This window comes from Providencia sp. PROV197 (genome assembly GCF_028479625.1).
GTDB classification, from domain to species: domain Bacteria; phylum Pseudomonadota; class Gammaproteobacteria; order Enterobacterales; family Enterobacteriaceae; genus Providencia; species Providencia vermicola.
The window spans coordinates 20662-41593 of the sequence record NZ_JAMPNZ010000008.1 but is presented as its reverse complement, the minus strand read 5'-3'; the positions used below and the strand labels follow the sequence as shown (position 1 = coordinate 41593).

At 40.8% G+C, this 20932-nt stretch carries 19 protein-coding genes; 9 read left to right on the top strand and 10 right to left on the bottom strand.

Annotated features, from left to right (window positions below; translation table 11 throughout):
• Nucleotides 1-198 precede the first annotated feature (198 nt).
• On the top strand, nt 199-1404 hold the full coding sequence (locus tag PR808_RS04420; RefSeq protein ID WP_272538785.1) for a serine hydrolase: 1206 nt from the start codon (nt 199-201) through the stop codon (nt 1402-1404).
• 223 nt (nt 1405-1627) lie between these two features.
• Nucleotides 1628-2431 (top strand): hypothetical protein, encoded by an 804-nt coding sequence (locus tag PR808_RS04415; protein ID WP_272538784.1) that lies wholly within the window; start codon nt 1628-1630, stop codon nt 2429-2431.
• A 90-nt stretch (nt 2432-2521) separates the two neighbouring features.
• Here the strand turns inward: PR808_RS04415 and PR808_RS04410 are convergent, their stop codons facing one another.
• From PR808_RS04410 to ybjG, 3 genes are all read right to left on the bottom strand, one after another.
• The gene (locus PR808_RS04410) at nt 2522-3889 is read right to left on the bottom strand and encodes an L-serine ammonia-lyase (protein ID WP_206085418.1); all 1368 of its coding nucleotides are present in this window, start codon (nt 3887-3889) and stop codon (nt 2522-2524) included.
• A 74-nt stretch (nt 3890-3963) separates the two neighbouring features.
• Nucleotides 3964-5280, bottom strand: a complete 1317-nt coding sequence (locus tag PR808_RS04405) for a serine/threonine transporter (RefSeq protein WP_272538783.1) — start codon at nt 5278-5280, stop codon at nt 3964-3966.
• A gap of 852 nt (nt 5281-6132) precedes the next feature.
• Nucleotides 6133-6741, bottom strand: coding sequence for an undecaprenyl-diphosphate phosphatase (ybjG, locus tag PR808_RS04400; protein ID WP_206085420.1), 609 nt, complete (start codon nt 6739-6741; stop codon nt 6133-6135).
• 193 nt (nt 6742-6934) lie between these two features.
• On the opposite strand from ybjG, the gene PR808_RS04395 reads away from it, so the two are divergent.
• Complete coding sequence (locus PR808_RS04395; protein WP_206085421.1) at nt 6935-7363, top strand: secondary thiamine-phosphate synthase enzyme YjbQ; 429 nt, start codon at nt 6935-6937, stop codon at nt 7361-7363.
• A gap of 253 nt (nt 7364-7616) precedes the next feature.
• On the opposite strand, the gene PR808_RS04390 is transcribed toward PR808_RS04395, so the two are convergent.
• The gene (locus PR808_RS04390) at nt 7617-7880 is read right to left on the bottom strand and encodes a GrxA family glutaredoxin (RefSeq protein WP_047756603.1); all 264 of its coding nucleotides are present in this window, start codon (nt 7878-7880) and stop codon (nt 7617-7619) included.
• Between the two features lie 158 nt (nt 7881-8038).
• On the opposite strand from PR808_RS04390, the gene PR808_RS04385 reads away from it, so the two are divergent.
• The 3 genes from PR808_RS04385 (at nt 8039) to rlmC (ending at nt 10155) form a co-directional block, all read left to right on the top strand.
• Nucleotides 8039-8374, top strand: coding sequence for a YbjC family protein (locus PR808_RS04385; protein ID WP_206085422.1), 336 nt, complete (start codon nt 8039-8041; stop codon nt 8372-8374).
• A gap of 122 nt (nt 8375-8496) precedes the next feature.
• On the top strand, nt 8497-9012 hold the full coding sequence (locus PR808_RS04380; RefSeq protein WP_206085423.1) for a YbjN domain-containing protein: 516 nt from the start codon (nt 8497-8499) through the stop codon (nt 9010-9012).
• Nucleotides 9013-9021: 9 nt separating this feature from the next.
• Nucleotides 9022-10155, top strand: a complete 1134-nt coding sequence (rlmC, locus tag PR808_RS04375) for a 23S rRNA (uracil(747)-C(5))-methyltransferase RlmC (RefSeq protein ID WP_272538782.1) — start codon at nt 9022-9024, stop codon at nt 10153-10155.
• 67 nt (nt 10156-10222) lie between these two features.
• Here rlmC and artM read toward each other — a convergent pair whose 3' ends face one another.
• The 6 genes from artM to PR808_RS04345 form a co-directional block, all read right to left on the bottom strand.
• Entirely contained in the window at nt 10223-10891 is a 669-nt protein-coding gene (gene artM / locus PR808_RS04370; RefSeq protein ID WP_206085425.1) for an arginine ABC transporter permease ArtM, read from the bottom strand.
• A complete protein-coding gene (gene artQ, locus PR808_RS04365; protein ID WP_047756239.1) occupies nt 10888-11628 on the bottom strand; it encodes an arginine ABC transporter permease ArtQ in 741 nt (246 codons plus the stop codon). Before artQ ends, artM begins: the two co-directional genes overlap by 4 nt.
• 12 nt (nt 11629-11640) lie before the next feature.
• A complete protein-coding gene (artJ, locus tag PR808_RS04360; RefSeq protein ID WP_206085426.1) occupies nt 11641-12384 on the bottom strand; it encodes an arginine ABC transporter substrate-binding protein in 744 nt (247 codons plus the stop codon).
• A gap of 18 nt (nt 12385-12402) precedes the next feature.
• Entirely contained in the window at nt 12403-13131 is a 729-nt protein-coding gene (artP, locus tag PR808_RS04355) for an arginine ABC transporter ATP-binding protein ArtP (RefSeq protein ID WP_206085427.1), read from the bottom strand.
• A gap of 98 nt (nt 13132-13229) precedes the next feature.
• On the bottom strand, nt 13230-14711 hold the full coding sequence (locus tag PR808_RS04350; RefSeq protein WP_272538781.1) for a DUF2867 domain-containing protein: 1482 nt from the start codon (nt 14709-14711) through the stop codon (nt 13230-13232).
• Nucleotides 14712-14762: 51 nt separating this feature from the next.
• A complete protein-coding gene (locus PR808_RS04345; protein WP_206085429.1) occupies nt 14763-15662 on the bottom strand; it encodes a lysine exporter LysO family protein in 900 nt (299 codons plus the stop codon).
• 375 nt (nt 15663-16037) lie between these two features.
• Here PR808_RS04345 and PR808_RS04340 point away from each other — a divergent pair, with 375 nt between their 5' ends.
• The 3 genes from PR808_RS04340 to macB all read left to right on the top strand — a co-directional run bounded on the left by PR808_RS04340 (nt 16038) and on the right by macB (nt 20902).
• Complete coding sequence (locus PR808_RS04340) at nt 16038-17702, top strand: ATP-dependent nuclease (RefSeq protein WP_206085430.1); 1665 nt, start codon at nt 16038-16040, stop codon at nt 17700-17702.
• 148 nt (nt 17703-17850) lie between these two features.
• Nucleotides 17851-18957 carry a macrolide transporter subunit MacA gene (macA, locus tag PR808_RS04335; protein WP_206085480.1) on the top strand — a complete coding sequence of 369 codons (1107 nt, stop codon included), beginning with the start codon at nt 17851-17853 and terminating at the stop codon, nt 18955-18957.
• A 1-nt stretch (nt 18958) separates the two neighbouring features.
• Entirely contained in the window at nt 18959-20902 is a 1944-nt protein-coding gene (gene macB, locus PR808_RS04330; protein ID WP_272538780.1) for a macrolide ABC transporter ATP-binding protein/permease MacB, read from the top strand.
• Nucleotides 20903-20932: the final 30 nt, after the last annotated feature.

Below are 20932 nucleotides of genomic sequence, written 5' to 3'. Positions count from 1 at the left end.
ATATCATTAACCATAGTTAAGATAGATTAAATTCGCTTTCAGGCAAATCTTTATTTCCTATAGGTGGTCTTAGTGGAAATAAAGCCTTATATTATGATGAGTTAGCAATTTTTATCACGGCGAAGGGTTCATCGTTTAGTGATGGTGAGTAAGAAGATAGTCATTTTAAATATTTAGCATTAAGTGAAGGAATAACCGATGAGTAAAAAAATGTTGTCCCTAAAAACCCGCCGCGCTGGTATTGGGTTGAGTCTTTTGATGGCCGTTAGCACCAGTGGTTATGCGGCCGAGACACCGGTTGCTCCTCAAATCGATGCCAAAGCATATGTCCTGATGGACTACAACAGCGGGAAGATTTTAGCATCAGGAAACCCTGATGAGCGTTTAGACCCAGCCAGTTTAACCAAGATCATGACAAGTTATGTGGTGGGGCAGGCAGTGAAGGCGGGGAAAATAACCACGCAAGATATGGTAACAGTCGGGGAGGATGCATGGGCGACAGGGAATCCTGTCCTGAAAGGCTCTTCGTTGATGTTTTTGAAGCCAAAAGACCGTGTTTCGGTATTGGATTTGAACAAAGGGATTGTTATTCAATCAGGTAATGATGCCAGTATTGCTCTTGCGGACTACGTTGCAGGGAGCCAAGATTCGTTTGTGAGTTTGATGAACCAATATGTTCAACAAATTGGTTTGAAGAACACACATTTTAAAACCGTCCATGGGCTCGATTCTGAAGGGCAATTTAGTACGGCTCGCGACATGGCGTTATTAACACAAGCGATGATCCGCGATGTACCTGATGAATATGCGCTGCATAAAGAAAAAGAATTTACCTTCAACAAAATTCGCCAGCCTAACCGTAACCGTTTGTTATGGAATCAAAATTTAAAAGTGGATGGCGTGAAAACGGGGCACACGAGCGGTGCTGGCCATAATTTAGTGGCGTCAGCAACTGAAGGGGATATGCGTTTGATTTCGGTTGTGCTTGGCGCGCCAAGTGACCGTGTACGTTTTACCGAAAGTGAAAAGTTACTGACTTGGGGTTTCCGTTTTTTCGAAACAGTCACACCAATTAAAGCAGATGCGACATTGAAAAAGCAGCGTGTCTGGTTTGGAGATAGCTCTGAAGTGGCATTAGGCGTGGCGGATGATGTGTCTGTGACTATCCCTAAAGGTCAGTTGAAAAATCTGAAAGTCGATATTCAGATGACCAATGATTCGTTAGAAGCACCATTAGCGAAAAATCAAGTCGTTGGGACGATTAACTTTATTCTTAATGATGAAGTGATTGAGCAGCACCCACTTGTGGCAAAATCAGCGGTTGAAGAAGCGGGATTCTTTGGGCGTATTTGGGATTATATTATGAAAACCATTAGTGGCTGGTGGAGTGCAATTTTTGGTTAATGAATAACTGATAATTTTAACAAATAAAAAAGATCTCTAATTGAGATCTTTTTTATTGCTTATGGCAATTATTTTATTCTGAATTATCTGTTTTTAATTTTTTTACAGATAAACTTCAATTGCAATATTTTTATTTAAATTTAATAATCAAGGTGAACATTTTCCTTTTAATGATTTAAAAGTTACTTAAATTCAAATAATGAATATATATGGAGATATATCTGTGAGTCTAGAAAACAAAAGGTTAAAAAATAGAATGGATGCATTATTAAATAAAGATGATGTAAATAATCAAGAGTTAAATTACCCTATTTCTAAATTAGAATTAGAGATAACTAACTTAAAGCAACAATTAGGTGAGGAAAAAAATAAAACTGAATTCGTTGAAAAGAAATATGAAACGATAAAAAAAGAAAAAGAAGCGTTAGAAAAAGGGATGGAAATTTTAACTAAAAAAGTAAATGTTCTAGAGGTAAAATTGAGAAATTCGGAGCAATACATTGGGGCTCTAGAGCATTTATCAGCTGAAGCAGATAAGATTATAGTTAGTTTATCTTCAGAGAATGATTTGGTTAAAAAAAAATTAGAAGAAACCGAGTTGAAATTTGAAAAAATAAAAAGTGAGTTTATTGATTATCAAACTGTATATCAGATATCCGATGAAGATAAAAAAGAGTTACTAGGTGCAGTTGGACAAATTGGGAAACTACGTGCTAAATACGCAGATAATAAAGAGAGTAAATTAAATTTAAAAGAAACGCGAAAGAAAAAACATTTAAAAATAGATAGAAACGTAGAGGCTGGCTCTGACCAGGTAATGAATAAAGAAATTAACATGGGTAATATGCACGATGAAAACCCGTATGTTAATATAGAAAATAAAAATGAGATGTACCCTGAAAATATGGTCAGTAAAATATCTGAGTATGCTGGTGGGATAACACAATCATCAGACGCTGTAGTCGATGATGTTTCAAAATCATTGGCAATGGTTAAACAGGAAATCCCTTTTTCAATAACGCTATGACAACCTTATAATTAAGAGTTAGATTTTAAGTTTAGTATAAAAAATGCCTGCATATAGCAGGCATTTTTTATGTTTAGATAAGCTATTCAACTATTCACAATGTGCCAATTTAATTGCTAAACCGCCTTGGGAGGTTTCGCGATATTTAGCGTTAATGTCTTTACCCGTTTCATACATCGTCTCAATGACTTTATCGAGACAAACACGTGGATCACTGACGCGGCGTAATGCCATACGTGCGGCGTTAACGGCTTTAACAGAGGCAATTGCGTTACGTTCAATACAAGGCACTTGAACTTGGCCGCCAACAGGGTCGCAAGTAAGGCCGAGGTTATGCTCCATCGCAATCTCCGCGGCGATGCACACTTGCTCAGGGCTACCACCCATTAATTCAGCAAGCCCAGCGGCCGCCATTGAACAGGCAACGCCCACTTCACCTTGACAACCGACTTCCGCCCCTGAAATGGAGGCATTCATTTTGTATAATGCACCAATCACACCAGAAACTAGGAAATAGCGGGTATAGGAGTTCTCATTCACAGGGCGAATGAATTTATCGTAATAGGCGAGTACCGCAGGAACGATACCACAAGCCCCATTTGTTGGCGCTGTCACTACACGTCCACCCGCAGCGTTCTCTTCATTGACCGCAAGGGCGTACATATTGATCCAATCAATAACTGCCATTGGATCCATGTTGGTGCTATCCGTGGTGACAAGTTGGCGGCGTAACGCGGCTGCACGACGCGGAACACGTAGTGGACCAGGTAATAGGCCTTCCGTAGTGACCCCACGTTCAATGCCTGCTTTCATCACATCCCAAACGGAGGAAAGATATTGTTGGATTTCATCTTTGCTGCGTAATGCTAATTCATTTTGCATGACGAGCGCAGAAAGTGATAACCCCGTTTCTTTGCAATGCTTTTGTAAATCAGCTGCATATTTAAAAGGATAAGGGACTTGAACGGCATTTTCGTCGATTTTACCGAAATGTTCTTCATCAACAATAAATCCGCCGCCAATCGAGTAATAATTTTTGGTATACAGAACGTTATCACCCGCAAATGCGGTGATTGTCATGCCATTTTCATGGAGTGGTAAATTTGTGCTGTGAAAATTCATGCCGCCATCGACAGGGAAATCGACTTCATGTTGCCCTTGAGCAAGTAAAAGTTTACCTGTTTGTTCGACGTTGCGCATAAATGCAGGAATAGCGTCAATATCAATGGTATCGGGTAAGTTACCCGCAAGACCCATGATGATAGCCATATCGGTAGCATGGCCTTTACCTGTCAGGGACAGCGAGCCGTAAACGTCAACGGCTATGCGCGTTGTGTTAGCCAGTAAATTTTGCGCGATAAGGTCATCAACGAATTGTTTGCCCGCTTTCATTGGGCCGACGGTGTGAGAACTTGAAGGGCCGATACCGATTTTGAAGATATCAAATACACTAATCATATTCAGTGCTTCCTTTTGTAGAAAGTCATTGAAATCAGGTAGCTATCATTATTAATAGCTACCTGGGGCTTCAATTAGAAGAATAACTTATATGTCGCCGCAGAGATAGCGACCAGGCCCATAATTACGATAAATACATTGCTGATTTTGCCTGAGTATTTACGCATTGCAGGGACTTTACTGATGGCATACATTGGCATCAAGAACAGTAAGATAGCAATAACAGGGCCACCAAGACTTTCGATGATATCCAGAACACCTGGGTTTAATGTCGCAACAATCCAAGTGGTCACTAACATAAAGATAGCGGTGCCGCGGTTTAATTTGCGAATATCGACAGTTTTGCCTTTTGCACGGTATGCACGTTCAACTAAACCATTGAAACCTTCACGAGCACCTAAATAGTGGCCTAAGAATGATTTGATAATAGCAATAAATGCGATGATTGCTGCTGCATATTTGATGAATGGCTGATCAAAATAGCCAGACAGATAGTCAAGGATACTGATGTTTTGTGCTTTTGCTTGCGCAAGGTCAGCTGAAGATAACGTAAACACACAGCTAATCACAAAGAACATGACTGTCAGAACCATCAGGATGTGTGCTGATGCTAAAATACGTGAACATTTTTGTTCTGCTTCATCACCGTATTCTTCACGTTTTGCGACAGAGAATGCCGAGATAATTGGTGAGTGGTTAAAGGCGAATACCATGACGGGGATGGTTAACCAAATGGTGATCCAAATGCTTTGACCTCCAGTATTTTTGGTAGCTTCTGCGATGCCTTCGAAGGTTAAGGTATTCAGTACATCACCAGACCAGTGCGGGATCATATATAAAGAGAATGCAACCAGCACTGCAATGAATGGGAACACCAGCATACTCATGACTTTAACGATGTATTTTTCACCGAAAGCAACGATAGCCATAACGCCCCCGACCAGAATTAAGGCCAGTAACCAACGTGGTGGTGCACCAACACCTAATAATTCGGTTAAGAATTTATTGACGTTATTGGTGATAGAAACACCATAAACGAGCAGAATAGGATAAATAGCAAAGAAATACAGTAGAGTGATCCAGTTACCCGCGGTACGCCCAAAGTGTTCTTCAACAACTTCAGTGATATCGCCATCTTTTTTAGAACCAGAAAGAACGAAACGTGTTAAGCCACGATGAGCAAAAAATGTCATTGGGTAGGCTAGAACAAGCATCAATAGAACAGGAAGTAATCCGCTCATACCCGCATTAATAGGCAAAAACAGAACACCAGCACCGATAGCTGTACCATATAAACCCAGCATCCATACTGTGTCAGTTTTACGCCAAGCTTTACTGCTCCCTGTTTGCGAGGCTGTTTTGTCGATGGAACCAACTTTAGTTGCATCCATAATAGTCTCCAAAAATAAAAGTCAAAAAATTCATTTTAAGTAACAGCCAAAGGCGTTACTGGGTTTTAATCTTTTGGTACGAATAATCTCTTAATAAAAAGGGCTTTCTTTTACGTAACAATCTGATTGGAAATAAAACTAAAATTTGGACTAAATTCATTTTCAATCAGTTTTGTAATTTTATCAGTTATTTTTAAATCTGGTTTTTGAGGGTGTGAATTTATATTTTACCAGAACAAAATGCCGTGATCATTATCTCAAAAGAGAAATATCCCCTGAGATTGCGTAGAAACATCAGATTTTATAAAATTGTTAATGAAATTTAACTTAAGATTATTTATTGTCATGTTTTTCCTGTTTGGAAAATTCAATTCATTAAAATAAACAAGGGTAGAATAATATTCTGTGAGAAAAATATTATTATATTAATGAATATTTTTGTGTTGTTTGATTTGTAATCTATATTAATCTAATTATTGAGCTGTACTGTGATACTGCTACATAGGATGTATGAATGATTTTGTTTAACTTGTTGATAATTAACTGTTAATTTTAAATTTCAATAATGATTTAGTGAGTGATTAATTAGACCATTTCGCCCTGATTTTAGGGGCACATATTAATTAATTTTTGTTTTTTTAGATAGTATTTAGTGCACTTTTTTTGCGTCGAAAAAAATAATTAAAAAAGGTAACAAAATATTTGTTACAGAGTTGTTTATTAATTAATTTGATAATTTAAAATTAATTTTATATAACGATAAAAAAATAAAGAGAAAGTTTGATTTGGCGCAACTTTTTAAAAGTGGAAAAGTACTGGTGTTTATTGTCACCAGTACTTAAAAAGAAATGATTAAGGTTGGAACCAACCTTTGCGAATGAATGAACCAAAGATGAGATGATAGAGTTGGGTGATTGGTGCTTGGATTTTACTAATGCCAAGTGACCACAAAATTTGAGCTAAACCACAGGCAACGATAGCAAGGATAAATGCGCCTGCCATATCTAAAGGCCAGTGAACACCAAGGTAAATTCGTGACCAAGCAATCACAATGGCAGGGATCATCATCACAAGGCCAACCCAAGTCCGTAGCCAGAATAAGAAAGCAAATGCAAAGGTAAATACGATAGTGCCGTGGTTACTTGGGAATGATGGTGTTGCGTCGTGATCAGAAAAATTAGTGCCGATCCCCATCACAAATGGGCGGTCATGGGGGGCAAAATAGCCAATTAGCCATGAAATAGTAAGCCCTAACACAATGGCAATCGCCGCTTTACAGGCAAAAGCGCGTTGGCGAGTCATGTTTGGCTGGGCACCCCAAAACCAACAAGCAACTGTAAATATTGGGAAAATAAGAACTAAGCGCTTAGCAATTACATTCGCCATCGCAATCGTTCCGCTTGCAGTTTCAGGTGCGGCATTGATCAAGTTAAACAGATCAAGATTGAGTTGTTCCAGCACAGTTTCGTACCTCAGACAGAGAGTGGGTCAGTAAGACAAAGAAAAACAGAGCTTAAAGTCTCAAGCTTCACAGGTAAAGTCCCTTTGTCTTATTATTGATACTATTACGCGACAAATTTACGTGTGGTTTAAGAATTACTCAATAATTATTTCACTCATCTAAAGTTCGATTTGGCGAAAGAAGGGAAAAAAAATGTGGTGGCAAAAACAGATACAGCTGAATGCGCGGGAAAGAGGATTTCATTTAGTCACTGAGGAGATTTTAAGGCAAGTTCCTGAGCTCAGTTCGCTTCGTATTGGGATGATGAATATATTCATTCAACATACCTCTGCCTCATTAACGATTAATGAAAATGCGGATTATACCGTGCGAGAAGACTTTGAGAGCTTCTTCAATAAGGCAGTTCCTGAAAATGAACCTTATTATAAGCATGACTATGAGGGCAGTGATGATATGCCAGCGCACCTGAAAAGTAGCTTACTGGGTGCGAGTTTAACAATCCCAGTGACAAACGGTCGTTTAAATATGGGGACGTGGCAAGGGATTTATTTATGTGAACATCGAAATTTTGGCACAAAGCGCAAAGTAATCATTACATTGCAAGGTGAGGTCGATGGCTAGAAATAGGCAATAAAAAACCCGATAGCATTAAAACAGAGAGTTGGCTATCGGGCTCCTCAATATGGGGACATCAAAGAAAAGCAGTGGCATAAATTAAGACTCCATCTAAAAAGGAAAGTTCTCTTGTTGATGAAAAAAAATGCAATTTAGGGTGGGATTTGACTTAAATAGCACAAAAAGAACAAGCAAAACATATTTCAGCCTAAGTATTGAGATGTTTTGCTTGTTAATAATCGAAAATTAGAGGGGGTAACTATTTGTAAAGATTTAAATTTTCTTTTGCGTAAGCTTCAAAATCAGTGCAACCACCGATGTGCTTCTCATCAATGAAAATTTGTGGGACAGTTTCCACAGGTTTACCAACAGTTTTAGACAAATCTTCTTTTGAAATACCTTCTGCTTGGATATCGACATAGCGGTAGTCAAAATCTTCACGTTCGTTTTTCAGTTTTTCTGCCAGTTCTTTCGCACGAACACAGTATGGGCAGCCAGGGCGACCAAAAATAACAGTATACATAGTATCTCCTTTTTATCTCAAACTCAGATTCGAGTCACAATGCTCAATACTATGCCTATATAAATTATGAAATAAAAGTCGAATTTTCCTTTTATAGCTATAGGTATGTCATATAATTCGTGAAGTAAAATGCCAAATCACAGTGAAATGGGGGTTGAATGAACAATAAACCACAATCAAAGAGAACCATGCGTTCATTGGCAGACATGCCAAAACCTATCTTAGTCTTAGAAGGTGTTGGGATAATCCTCTTGATTTTAATCTTACTCACGCTGAATGATTATATTGTTTTGCCTGAGCCACTTATGCACCAAGGGGCGATAGTGACCATTATTATGGTTGCGATTGGGTGTTTGGTCCCTGCAATGATTAATATTGTGTGGCGAGCTATTCATGGGTTAACTTTTTTAGGTATAGATAATAAGCAGTCAGAAAACCCGAGGAATAAAAAAAATAATATTCAAAATGATAAACAGGATGAAAAGCCCGAATAGCCGTGGTTTTGCTGGCATTTTTCTTGGTGATGTGTGAAAATTACCCGCTTTGCGCTGGGGATGTCATTCTCTAGCAAACTGTTTTTGCATTATTATTTTTGAGTTGAAGAAGGTTACTGCCCATGGATTCTATTCGTTACCCTGACATTGCACAATTACGTGAATGGTTAGAACAACTCAAAACGTCTTATTTCGAGTGCGACTCTTGTGCTGCGCTGCATTTACCTCATATGCAAAATATTGAGGGAATTTTTGATGCAAAACTCGATATCGTCAATAATGTGTTGGTATTGTCCGCATTAGCGGAGCTAAAACCCACCGCGATAATTACATTAGTTGCTAATATTAGCCAAATTAACGCGAGTTCATTGACGGCAAAAGTTTTTCTCGAAATAAATGATGAAAACCTGCCAAAGTTAGTGGTTAGCCAGTCATTTTCATTAGAGGCTGGGATGACCTATCGCCAATTCTGCCATTTCCTTCAGCAAGCAGAAGACCAAATTTCAGCGATTGTCTTTGAGATCTTTAGTAATAATTTACTGTATGCAGCTCAAGATGAGTTTAGTGAAGAAGAGGATAATGGCGAGGATGAATCCGAACTTACCCCAGATGATAAACCCGCTATTATTATTCATTAAGTTTTAATTATGCATTGTGAAAAATATATTGCGGGTGAATGCCGTTCTTGCCAATGGTTAGAATTCTCACCTGAGCAACAAATCACCCAAAAGCAGCAGCAACTTTCCGCGCTATTGCCGACAATCGACCCTGCTATTTTTGCCCCACCCGTGACAGGGCCTCAAATAGGTTTTCGTAATAAAGCCAAAATGGTGGTGAGTGGAAGTGTAGAAAGGCCGATTTTTGGTATTATTGGGAAAGATGGCGCAGGTGTCGACTTAACTGGCTGCCCATTATATCCCACTGCATTTTCTGAAGTTTTCAGCGTACTCACACCGTTTATTGCAAAGGCAGGGCTCACACCTTATAACATTGAACGCAGGCGTGGTGAGCTTAAGCACGTGTTGCTAACACAAAGTTGGCACACAGGGCAGTTTATGCTGCGTTTTGTGCTACGCTCAGAGAAAAAACTGGAACAGCTCAAGAATGCTTTACCTTGGTTGCAAGCGCAATTACCACAACTTGGGGTGATCACAGCAAATATTCAGCCAGTGCATATGGCAATACTTGAAGGCGATGAGGAGATTTTCTTAACGGAGCAACATACGCTGCGTGAAGAGTTTAACCAAGTGCCTTTATTTATTCGCCCACAAAGTTTTTTCCAAACGAATCCTGTTGTCGCAGCTAAATTATACCAAACAGCAAGGGCGTGGGTTAACGCATTAGATATTCATAGTATGTGGGATCTGTTTTGTGGTGTAGGTGGCTTTGGATTGCACTGCGCTGAAAAAGATACGCGTTTAACAGGCATTGAAATCAGCGCCCCTGCCATTGCTAGCGCACAACAATCAGCAGATGAAATTGGATTAAAAAATGTTGAGTTTAAAGCCCTTGATTCAACGCATTTTGCCACCGCACATCAAGATATCCCTCAGCTTATTTTAGTTAATCCGCCACGAAGAGGAATTGGTAAGGCATTATGTGATTACCTTTCTCATATGCAGCCCAAATATATCCTTTATTCAAGCTGCAATGCACAGACTATGGCGCAAGATTTACAATTGCTGTCGGGTTATCAAGTGTGTAGGGTGCAGCTGTTTGATTTATTTCCACACACGGCTCATTTTGAAGTACTGACATTGCTAAAGCGAAAGAATAATTAAAAACGAATTTATGAAAAAAAAGCTTGGTGTTTAGCCAAGCTTTTTCTTTAACGTATTGAATTAAGTATTAATTTCGGTGTTCGAAAGCAAGTGCTTTGCGTTCGATTAAACGCATTAGAATGGTTAAGATGGCATTAACCACTAAATAAATAATCCCAGCTGCAACAAATGCCATCACATCCCATGTCTGACCAAATACTTGGCTACTGTAACCCATGATGTCTAACATGGTGATCGTACTGGCCAGAGAGGTACTTTTAAACACTAACACCACTTCATTGGAATAAGAGGATAAAGAGCGTTTAAAGGCGTAAGGCAGGATAATGCGCATAGTTTGCACTTTACTCATCCCCAATGCTTGGCATGACTGCCATTGCCCTGATGGAATCGCTTTTACGGCACCGTGGAACAGTAAAGTTGAATAAGCGGCACTGTTTAACGCTAATGCAATCATTGCACAGAACCAAGGTGTTGAAATTAGCTCCCAAAATAGAGGATAGTTTTGCAACGATTTAAACTGGCTCGGGCCATTATAGATTAGGAAAAACTGCACTAATAATGGCGTTCCTGTAAAGATGGTGATATACACCTTCACAATTTGCGAAATGACTTTGGTTTTCAGGGATAAAATTAACGTAAATAATCCCGCTAACAGAAAAGCCACAAGTAACGCACTGAACGTCAGTGATAAACTGGTTGGTAGCCCTGGTAGAATTTTTAGGATCATGTCAATCATTTGGATTCACCTCGTTCAAAGCGCGTAGTTCGCAATTCAATACGCTTTAATACCTGTTGGCTAATCAATGTAATGACAAGGTAAATCAGACCGACGATAACGTACCAAGTAAAAGGTTCGCCAGTACGGTTAACAATAGTTTTTGTCTGTAACATCAAATCGTTCACGCTGATTAAAGACACTAACGCGGTATCTTTTAGCAGAACTAACCATTGGTTCCCTAACCCTGGCAGGGCATGGCGCCACATTTGCGGCATAATAAAACGAAAGAAAATCGTGCGTTTTTTGAGGCCGAGTGCAAAACCTGCTTCCCACTGGCCATAAGGCACTGCTTTGAGTGCGCCTCTTAACGTTTGTGAAGCATAAGAGGCATACAATAGGGCGAGGGCAATGACACCACAAACGAACGGCGTGTAGTCAAATTCGCCGCTATCGGCAAAGAAGATGCTAGGATCAATTTGCACTGTGGTTTGCCAAAAACCGAGGTTAATATCAAACCCATCCCCGAGTAGGTTGATAAGCTGTAATGTCCCAAAATAGACGAATAGGACGACCAGCAGTTCAGGTAACCCACGGATTAGCGTCACCCAGCACGTGCCTAAAAAGGCAATTGGCTTAAAGCGGACAGACTCCCATGCGGTAAATAGCATGGCAAGAATTAAACCCAAGATTAGGGCAGAAACAGCAAGGCCGACGGTGATACCGGCGGCACTTGTTAAAAATAGAAGGTTGTTCATTAATTATATCGATTACTGTTGAAACCATTTTTTGTGGATAGCATCATAAGTGCCGTCAGCTTTAACTTCTGCTAAGGCTTTATTCATTTTATCCAACAACTCTTTATTTCCTTTACGCACTGCGATACCTAAACCGATACCGAAGTATTGTGGATCGGTAACTTTCTCACCCACAGCGGCTAAGTTTTCGTTGCCTTTGGTTTTTAACCATTCGTCAGCAACGGCAGTGTCACCGAATACAGCATCAATACGGCCATTTTGCAGGTCTAAAACCGCAGATTGGTAGTTATCATAAGGCACAGTGGTCATGCCTTTATGTTGTTCCATGATATATTTTTGGTGTGTGGTTCCGTTTTGGACGCCGATTCTTTTGTCTTTCAGCTGGTCAACGGAGCTAATTTTTTCTTTCACTGCAATAAATTCTGCAGAGTTAGGGTAATAAGTTTCGGTGAAGTCTACTTGTTGTTGACGCTCAGGGGTAATGTCGATACCTGCCATTAATGCTTCAAAACGACGAAATTTCAGGCTGGGAATTAAGCTATCGAAAGATTGGTGAGTAAATGTACAGGTCGCATTCATTTTTTCACACATCGCATTAGCTAAATCAACGTCAAAACCGACGATTTGATTGTTTTTATCAAACATTTCAAACGGCGCGTAAGTTGCTTCAGTTGCAAAACGAATGGTTTCTTTTTCCGCAGCAGTTGCCGATAGGGCTACAGCGCCCAGCAGCGCAGCTAATATAATTTTTTTCATTGCTTAATCCTATATCTATTAATGTGACAGATAATTTGCAAAGGCGTCAGTTTGAGGTGCTGAGAAACGACTAGCATCTCCCTGTTCTACGATATGGCCGTTTTCCATATACACCACACGGCTAGCGGTTTTGCGAGCAATCTCCACTTCGTGAGTGACGATCACTTGCGTAATACCTGTCGCAGACAATTCACGAATAATATCGACAACTTGAGCCGTAATTTCTGGGTCAAGCGCTGCGGTTGGTTCATCAAATAATAGAACCTTAGGTTCCATCATGAGTGCCCGTGCAATCGCCACACGTTGTTGTTGACCACCTGATAAATGCAGTGGATAACGGTCTGCAAATTGAGATAAACGTAAACGGTCTAAAAGCTTAGCGGCTTTTGCATGTGCTTCTTGCTTCGATAATTTTAATACACGGCATGGGGCTTCAATTAAGTTGTCCATCACACTAAGATGCGGCCATAAATTATATTGTTGGAATACCATGCCAACATTTTGGCGTAAGTCACGAATAGACTTTGCATCTGGTGTCGATGAAAAATCAAATTGCTGCCCAGCAATATTCAAATGACCTGAACGTGGCATCTCTAATAAATTGAGAACACGTAATAGCGAACTTTTACCTGCACCACTTGGCCCGAGTAATACCATAGTCTCACCAGCAGAGCACTCTAGATTGATATCAAAGAGTGCCTGATGGGAACCATAGAAACAGTTGATGTTTTTTAATTGAATGCTCATGCTTACCAATAATATCCTTTTTAACTACCAGCGATATTAATCCTGTAAGCATATTTATGCAATAATTTCTGCATAAAAAATTGGTTTTTACACTGAAATTAGTCAGATTTTTCGGTTGGATGATCTGTTTGCTGTTGTTTGGCGAGTTGTTTATCTCGTTCAAACGCGAGGTCGCTAATGCGTTTTGCCATTCCTTTAAAGATAAAAAGATGGGCTGGCATCATAGCAAACCAATAGAGTAGACCGCAAAAACCCGCAGGGTGCCACCAAGCGCGCACATCTATAGAGCGTCGACTGCCGCTATCGTGGATAGTAAAGGTTAAACGCCCCAGCCCAGGGGCTTTCATACCAAACAGTAAACTGAGTTGTTTGTTCGGCTCAAGGTTAATCACTCGCCAGCCATCAACTTCATCGCCAAGTTGCAAGTATTCTCTGTCGGGGCGACCATATTTGACTTTATTCAACATCATGTCATCCATGATGGCACGGGTTTTCCATAGGCCATTGGCGTAGAAATAACCATCTTTGCCCCCAATTTGTTGTATGGTATGCCATAGCGATTCTGAGCTCGCTGTTGTGCCAAGGGTTGACCCCGCTTGTTTGGGATAATAGCCATAGCCTGGGCGCCAGCGTTTTCTTACTTCAGGGTCATAACCCCAATCAGCATTGTCTATCGCATCTGCTTCCTCAGCTAATGTGGTTCTTACTGCATCATCAAAGGAAATTAGCGTTTGTGGAATAAGCTCTCGTAGTGCTTTATCGTTAGCGGGAAGGTCGTGTTGTAGTCCTTGAATCAGCTCTTTTGCAATAGTCGGTGGCACCGAGGTAATCAAGCTAATAAAATGCACCGAAATCATGCTAATAGGAATAGGAATAGGGATCAGCAAGCGGCGTTTACCACTAACTTTGATAAATCGTTTGAATAGTTCTTGATAGCTAATAAACTCAGGACCGCCTGCATCAAATATGCGGTTTTCATTTGTTGGTGTTTTGGCGAGCTGAGTTAAGTAATATAGGATATTCGACAATGCAATAGGTGATGATTTAGAGCGTACCCAGCGCGGAGGCGTTAGAATCGCTAAGTTGTACACCATATCCCGCATAATTTCGAAGGCTGCAGAACCAGACCCAACAATAATTGAAGAGCGAATCTCAGTAACAGGAATATTGCTTTCACGCAGGATGTCCCCCGTTAAGCGCCTGGCTATCAGGTGCGGGGAATAGGTGTGGCCATGTTGTAATGCGCTGAGATAAATAACGTGTTTAACATCTGAACCTTCGAGAGCTTGTTGAACATTACGCGCAGCGCTACGCTCACGCTCAATAAGATTAGCTTGGTCAGCCATGCTGTGCACAAGGAAATAGACAATATCGATTTCCTTCATGACATCTTTTAAAGTCTCAGGATCATGTAAGTCAACAAAGATACAGCGAGTATCTTCCCAGCCTTGAGAAAGCATCCAATCAACACGACGTGCAGCCGCAGTAACGTCATAACCTTGTTCAATCAGTTGGGGGATAAGATTCTGCCCAATATAGCCGCTAGCGCCCAACACTAAAACACGTTGTTTTTCTGTCATGTTAATTTCCTGTTTCACGCAAATTAACGGCTATTGTGACTGAAATTTTACCTATGTAAAGAAGGCCATAAGAATTGGCGTAATAAGACTCAGTACGAAGCCATGAACAATCGCGGCAGGCACAATCGAAACACCGCCACTGCGTTGCAAAACAGGAAGGGTGAAGTCCATGGATGTTGAGCCACAAATGCCCAATGCCGTTGAACGGTAGCGATTGATAATGATAGGGATCAACATGATCGCGGCTAGCTCGCGGGCTAGGTCATTAAAAAAGGCGGCGCTCCCCATCACAGGGCCATAGGCATCAGTTAACACGATCCCTGTGAGTGAATACCAACCAAAGCCCGATGCGAGAGCTAGCCCCATTTTAACGGGTAAGCCCAGTAATAATGCCGCCAGCGCTCCTCCCGCTAATGCACTGATTCCCATCACAAAGGCAATGGTTGTCCCGCGGCGATTAATTAAAATTTGTTTAATGCTCATTCCGCTGTTGCGTAATTGAATGCCGACTAATAATAGCAGGAGCATTAGAGCAATTTGGCTACCCTTATCCGCATAATGCAGAAAATCAAAACCTGTTAAGCCCACTATAAAGCCTAAAAGCAGGACGCCACACAATTGTAGAGATTCAAGCACCATTTTAATGCGTGACGGCGGTTTTTCTTGCTTATGTTGTGGAATTTTCCACGGATCTAACTTATCGAGTAATAACAGTGAGATAATATTAAGTGAAAAAATACAAGCAAAGAAGGTAATGGCGTAAATGAGAATAGAAAAGAGGTGTTCACTTAAGTTTTCAAGCAGTGCGAGGGTGATCCCCATTAAAAATAAAATCACATACACCATTGAATTTAATGATTGATGCACACGGTGAAGAATTTGTTTGTTTTTAATAGGAATAAGATAACCGAGAGTTAACGGTAGAAGAATAATTAAGAGTCCTGAATACATCGCCGCATCCTTAGTGGTTATCCCATCAATATAATCAATGAGTTATATTTGTTTTTTTATTTTCGTTATGTGAAATTTAACTCGCCGTGCTAATGCATTTTTTTTCGATAAAATTTTATTATTGGTGACTGAGTGAAAAATAGGTCAAAAATACTAAAAAAGAAAGTTTTACTATTTTATAACACTGCTATTGCTAGCTCAACTCAGTTGGCAATTTTGTCACAAAGATTTTTTATTTTGCAGACATACTTATAGTAAAACCATGGGTTAATCGATAAGCTCTAAATGTGCGTTTTGTCAGCACAATTATTGATGATCTGAATGCAAATTGACGAGTTCAGAGTATATTAAAGAAAATATGACAAGGAGTGAGATATGTATCTGGAACGTGTTGAGATATACGGATTTAGAGGGATCAACCGCCTTTCCTTAGAACTCAATAACAGTACTGTTTTGATCGGGGAAAACTCATGGGGTAAATCCAGTCTTCTTGATGCGCTCGATTTGCTTCTCTCACCAGAACATCAAGATTACCAATTTAATCTGCACGATTTTCATCACCCCACAGGGGACAACGCTTCCCGTTATCGGTCATTGCAAATTGTTTTAAAATTTTGTGAAAGGCATAAAGGCCGCCACCAATCTTATCGTTTTCATAATCTTAGCTCAGTTTGGGTTGATAATGGTGATGATCTAAAACATATTTTTTATCGAGTGAGTGCTGAGCTGCGAGATGACAATACGATTGCGGTGGATAAAAGCTTTTTAAATTCAGGGGGAAATAAGCTTTCTCTGGACAATGTGGGTAAGTATATCAAAGAGATTATTCGATTATACCCTGTTATTCGCCTGCGTGATGCGCGTTTTTTACAAACCCTCAACCCTGAAACCATCGTCGTTGGTGAAAAAGAGTTTCGTGATGCATTTAATATACGTATCAAAGAATTAACCAGTGCTCTAGTGAATAATCCAGAACGTTTAAGTGATGATGAATTAAGTGACGGTGTAGACGCCATGCAGCAGTTATTAAGTCACTATTTTTCAGGGCAAAGTGCCCATATGATCAAGCTTAATGACAATATGGTGAATATTGAGCCGCGCAAGCAAGGCTGGAAAGCGTTGGATAACATCAGCCGTTTGATTGCAAAACCTAATCAACGAAATATTCGTTTGATTATCTTGGGGATGTTTTCTTCTTTATTACAATCCAAAGGCAATATTCATTTAGATAAACACGCCCGCCCGCTCATTATTGTTGAAGACCCCGAAACTCGCCTGCATCCGATTATGCTGTCGATTGCATGGGGATTACTAAGCTTGTTTGCGCTGCAACGGATTACCACGACAAATTCAGGGGAGTTACTTTCTCAAGCTCCTCTTGAAGACTTATGTCGTTTAGTACGTGATACTAATAAAGTTTCTGCTTATCGTTTAACGCCAAATGATCTCAGTACAGAAGAATTGCGAAAAATTTCGTTTCATATTCGTTTTAATCGACCATCATCATTATTTGCACGTTGTTGGTTATTAGTTGAAGGCGAAACAGAGATTTGGCTAATGAGTGAATTTGCTCGCCAATGTCACTACTATTTTGAAACCGAAGGAATTAAAGTTATTGCGTTTGCACAAAGTGGCTTGAAACCACTATTAAAATTTGCCAATAAAATGGGAATTGAATGGCATGTTTTAACCGATGGCGACGAGGCAGGGCGTAAATATGCTGCAACTGCGACCCACTATGCGAATAAGATCAATTCACCCGATAGGGATCGCTTAACCATGCTCACTGCGCCAGATATGGAACATTTCCTATATCGTGAGGGGTTTAAAAGCCTTTATCATGAAATTGCTGACATACCAGAAAATGCACGGGTGTCGACACGCCGTGTGATTATTAAAGCGATTTCCCGAACGTCAAAGCCTGACTTAGCGTTGGCTACGGTGAACCGTTCTGCAGAACTGGGCCCTGATAGCATTCCATTACAGCTAAAAAGTATGTTTTCTCGGGTAGCATGGTTAGCGAGGGGGAAAGCGTATTGATAACGAAAGTGAATATATTGTTGATTGAATATTTATAGATAGCGGGTGTTTATCTATAGTACGTTTAATTAAACGATAACTTAAGTGATATAGCATAGTATTTAGAAGGGGGCGTCGCCCTCTTTTTAATGATAGGAAGTGAAGAGTGATGAAGGTAAAACCGAAAAAAAAGTGGCCGATTTATTTGGTGATCCTGATTGTTGTCGTTGGCGCTGCTGCCTTTCTCTTTAAAGGTGAGAAAGAAGAGGTTTTCCAAACCGTTGACGTGACGCGTGGTGACTTAGATAAACAAGTTCTCGCGACGGGCAAGTTAGATGCTGTACGTAAAGTTGATGTGGGTGCTCAGGTTAGCGGGCAGTTACAAACCTTATATGTTAAAGAGGGTGACTACGTTAAAAAAGGCGATTTACTGGCGGTTATCGACCCGAAAAAAGCACAAAATGATGTCACTGAGTCTGAAGCGACCACACGTGAACTTGAGGCTAATTTATCGTTAGCACAAGCAGAATTGAAACTGGCGCAACTGACTTACCAACGCCACTTGAGCTTAGCCAAATTGCAGGCTGTCGCGCAACAAGAACTGGACAAAGCCAGAACTGATGTGGATGTGAAAAAAGCACAGGTAGCGACTTATCAAGCTCAAATTAAACGCAACCAGGCCACACTAGATACGGCAAAAACCAACTTAAAATATACGCAAATCACCGCGCCGATGGACGGCATTGTCACGTTTATCAAAACGTTACAAGGGCAAACCGTGATTGCAGCGCAAGAAGCACCAACGATTTTAACATTAGCAGATTTAGACACTATGTTGGTTAAAGCGGAAGTGTCTGAAGCGGATGTGATTTATTTAGAACCAGGCCAAGAGGCTTCATTTACGGTACTCGGTGCGCCAGACAAAAAATTCTCAGGTCAATTGAAAGATATCTTGCCAACCCCTGAGAAAATCAATGATGCTATTTTCTATTATGCGCGCTTTGAAGTCCCTAATCCTCAGCATCTCCTAAAATTACAGATGACTGCACAGGTCAAAATCGATCTCGATTCACGTAAAGATGTGCTGATATTACCCCTTTCTGCGTTAGGGGATGAAGTTTCACCGCAGGTTTATGATGTGGAAGTGCTAGAAGGGCAAAAAGCAGAGAAAAAACAGATTGAAATTGGTAGTCGCAATGATGTGTCAGTCGAAGTGGTTAAAGGACTGAATGAAGGTGATAAAGTGATTATTGGGCACAGTGGTTCGGAGAGTTAAGATGGCCACACTCATTGAGCTCCAGGGGATCACTCGCCGTTATGGTGAAGGTGAAAATGAGGTTACTGTCTTAAAAAACGTTTCTTTGCAAATAAATGCAGGTGAAATGGTTGCGATTATCGGTGCTTCAGGTTCAGGTAAATCCACCCTGATGAATATCATTGGTTGCCTCGATAAGCCATCATCTGGAGAGTACCATATTGATGGGCAAAATATGGCGTTGCTAGACAACGACCAACTCGCAGAGCTTCGCCGTGAACACTTTGGTTTTATTTTCCAACGCTACCACTTATTAAACCACCTTAGTGCTGAGCAAAACGTTGAAATCCCCGCAGTATATGCAGGTTCTGGAAAAGCGGAGCGGCGCGAACGTGCGACGCAATTACTTCAGCGCTTAGGGCTTGGCGAGCGGGTTAATTACCGGCCGAGCCAATTGTCTGGTGGGCAACAGCAACGAGTCAGTATTGCGCGTGCATTAATGAATGGAGGGCAAGTTATTCTTGCCGATGAGCCTACGGGGGCCTTAGATAGCCATTCAGGTGAAGAGGTGATGAAGATCCTCAAAGACCTTTGTGCTCAAGGCCATACGGTGATTATCGTTACTCACGATCCATCCGTTGCACAACAAGCTGAACGTATTGTCGAAATCAAAGATGGCGAAATTATTCGAGATTCAGGTTCAAAAAACAGTAAATTAGCCAAACCGTTATCAAAAGCCCCTACAAGGAAACTATCCCTTGGGCAGATTTATGGTCGATTTAGCGAAGCATTGTTGATGGCTTGGCGTGCCATGGTGGTCAATAAAATGCGTACCTTGTTGACCATGCTAGGGATTATTATCGGGATTGCTTCAGTGGTTTCTATTATGGTCATCGGCGATGCTGCCCAAGGTATGGTACTTAATGATATCAAGTCGATTGGTACCAATACGATTTCGATTTACCCTGGCACTGATTTTGGAAGTGATGATGCACAAAATCGACAATCTTTAAAAGCCTCGGATATTGATGCTCTTGCTAAGCAGCCTTATGTTCACGCGATTTCAGGCCAGCTAAATGGTTCCGCACGTTTAAGGAAAGGGAATTTAGATGCATCTGCACAGTTAACAGGAATTGGCCGCGATTATTTTAATGTGTATGCTTCAAAATTTTCAGAGGGCATGAATTTTACGCAAGACATGGCGAATAGGCGTGCTCAAGTGGTCATTATTGATGAGAACACGAAACGGCGTTTTTTCCCAAAACAAGCTAATGTAGTAGGGGAAACCTTGCTCATCGGTAATATGCCAGCGACAGTAATTGGGGTGTTGGAAGACCAGAAATCAGTATTTGGCTCCAGTAAATCGTTGTCTGTTTGGCTCCCTGATACCACGATGAACAGCAAGATTTTAAATCGACCTTATTATGACAGCATTACGGTGCGCGTTAAGGATGGGTATGACGCCAAAAACGTCGAGCAGCAACTGACGCGTTTATTAACGTTACGCCACGGTAAAAAAGATGTTTTCACCTATAACCTTGATACTTTTGTAAAAACAGCGGAAAAAACCACCCAAACCATGCAACTGTTTTTAACCTTAGTGGCGGTGATTTCGCTGGTGGTCGGGGGGATTGGTGTGATGAATATCATGTTGGTGTCGGTGACAGAAAGAACTCGCGAAATTGGTATTCGTATGGCAGTTGGTGCGAGAACCAGTGATGTAATGCAGCAGTTCCTCATTGAGGCGGTATTGGTGTGTTTAATGGGGGGCTTGATGGGAATTGCACTTTCTTATGGGATCAGCTTACTGGCGCAAATGGCGCTACCTGGTTGGACATTCGCGTTTGATCCTGTCGCGCTTATTAGTGCGTTTGTCTGCTCAACCGCGATTGGGGTTATTTTCGGCTTCTTGCCCGCACGCAGCGCCGCACGTTTAAACCCAATTGATGCATTAGCAAGAGAGTGATTTGTTAATATATATTCTCCTGTGTAGCTC

What these genes read in the sequence shown, in the direction of transcription:
- artP (WP_206085427.1), bottom strand. Translation starts at nt 13,131, where the DNA reads ATGAGCATTCAATTAAAAAACATCAACTGTTTCTATGGTTCCCATCAG.
- PR808_RS04350 (WP_272538781.1), bottom strand. Translation starts at nt 14,711, where the DNA reads ATGACAGAAAAACAACGTGTTTTAGTGTTGGGCGCTAGCGGCTATATT.
- macB (WP_272538780.1), top strand. Translation starts at nt 18,959, where the DNA reads ATGGCCACACTCATTGAGCTCCAGGGGATCACTCGCCGTTATGGTGAA.
- macA (WP_206085480.1), top strand. Translation starts at nt 17,851, where the DNA reads ATGAAGGTAAAACCGAAAAAAAAGTGGCCGATTTATTTGGTGATCCTG.
- PR808_RS04405 (WP_272538783.1), bottom strand. Translation starts at nt 5,280, where the DNA reads ATGGATGCAACTAAAGTTGGTTCCATCGACAAAACAGCCTCGCAAACA.
- PR808_RS04385 (WP_206085422.1), top strand. Translation starts at nt 8,039, where the DNA reads ATGAACAATAAACCACAATCAAAGAGAACCATGCGTTCATTGGCAGAC.
- PR808_RS04410 (WP_206085418.1), bottom strand. Translation starts at nt 3,889, where the DNA reads ATGATTAGTGTATTTGATATCTTCAAAATCGGTATCGGCCCTTCAAGT.
- artM (WP_206085425.1), bottom strand. Translation starts at nt 10,891, where the DNA reads ATGATTGACATGATCCTAAAAATTCTACCAGGGCTACCAACCAGTTTA.
- PR808_RS04340 (WP_206085430.1), top strand. Translation starts at nt 16,038, where the DNA reads ATGTATCTGGAACGTGTTGAGATATACGGATTTAGAGGGATCAACCGC.
- PR808_RS04390 (WP_047756603.1), bottom strand. Translation starts at nt 7,880, where the DNA reads ATGTATACTGTTATTTTTGGTCGCCCTGGCTGCCCATACTGTGTTCGT.
- artQ (WP_047756239.1), bottom strand. Translation starts at nt 11,628, where the DNA reads ATGAACAACCTTCTATTTTTAACAAGTGCCGCCGGTATCACCGTCGGC.
- rlmC (WP_272538782.1), top strand. Translation starts at nt 9,022, where the DNA reads ATGCATTGTGAAAAATATATTGCGGGTGAATGCCGTTCTTGCCAATGG.
- PR808_RS04345 (WP_206085429.1), bottom strand. Translation starts at nt 15,662, where the DNA reads ATGTATTCAGGACTCTTAATTATTCTTCTACCGTTAACTCTCGGTTAT.
- PR808_RS04420 (WP_272538785.1), top strand. Translation starts at nt 199, where the DNA reads ATGAGTAAAAAAATGTTGTCCCTAAAAACCCGCCGCGCTGGTATTGGG.
- PR808_RS04380 (WP_206085423.1), top strand. Translation starts at nt 8,497, where the DNA reads ATGGATTCTATTCGTTACCCTGACATTGCACAATTACGTGAATGGTTA.
- artJ (WP_206085426.1), bottom strand. Translation starts at nt 12,384, where the DNA reads ATGAAAAAAATTATATTAGCTGCGCTGCTGGGCGCTGTAGCCCTATCG.
- PR808_RS04395 (WP_206085421.1), top strand. Translation starts at nt 6,935, where the DNA reads ATGTGGTGGCAAAAACAGATACAGCTGAATGCGCGGGAAAGAGGATTT.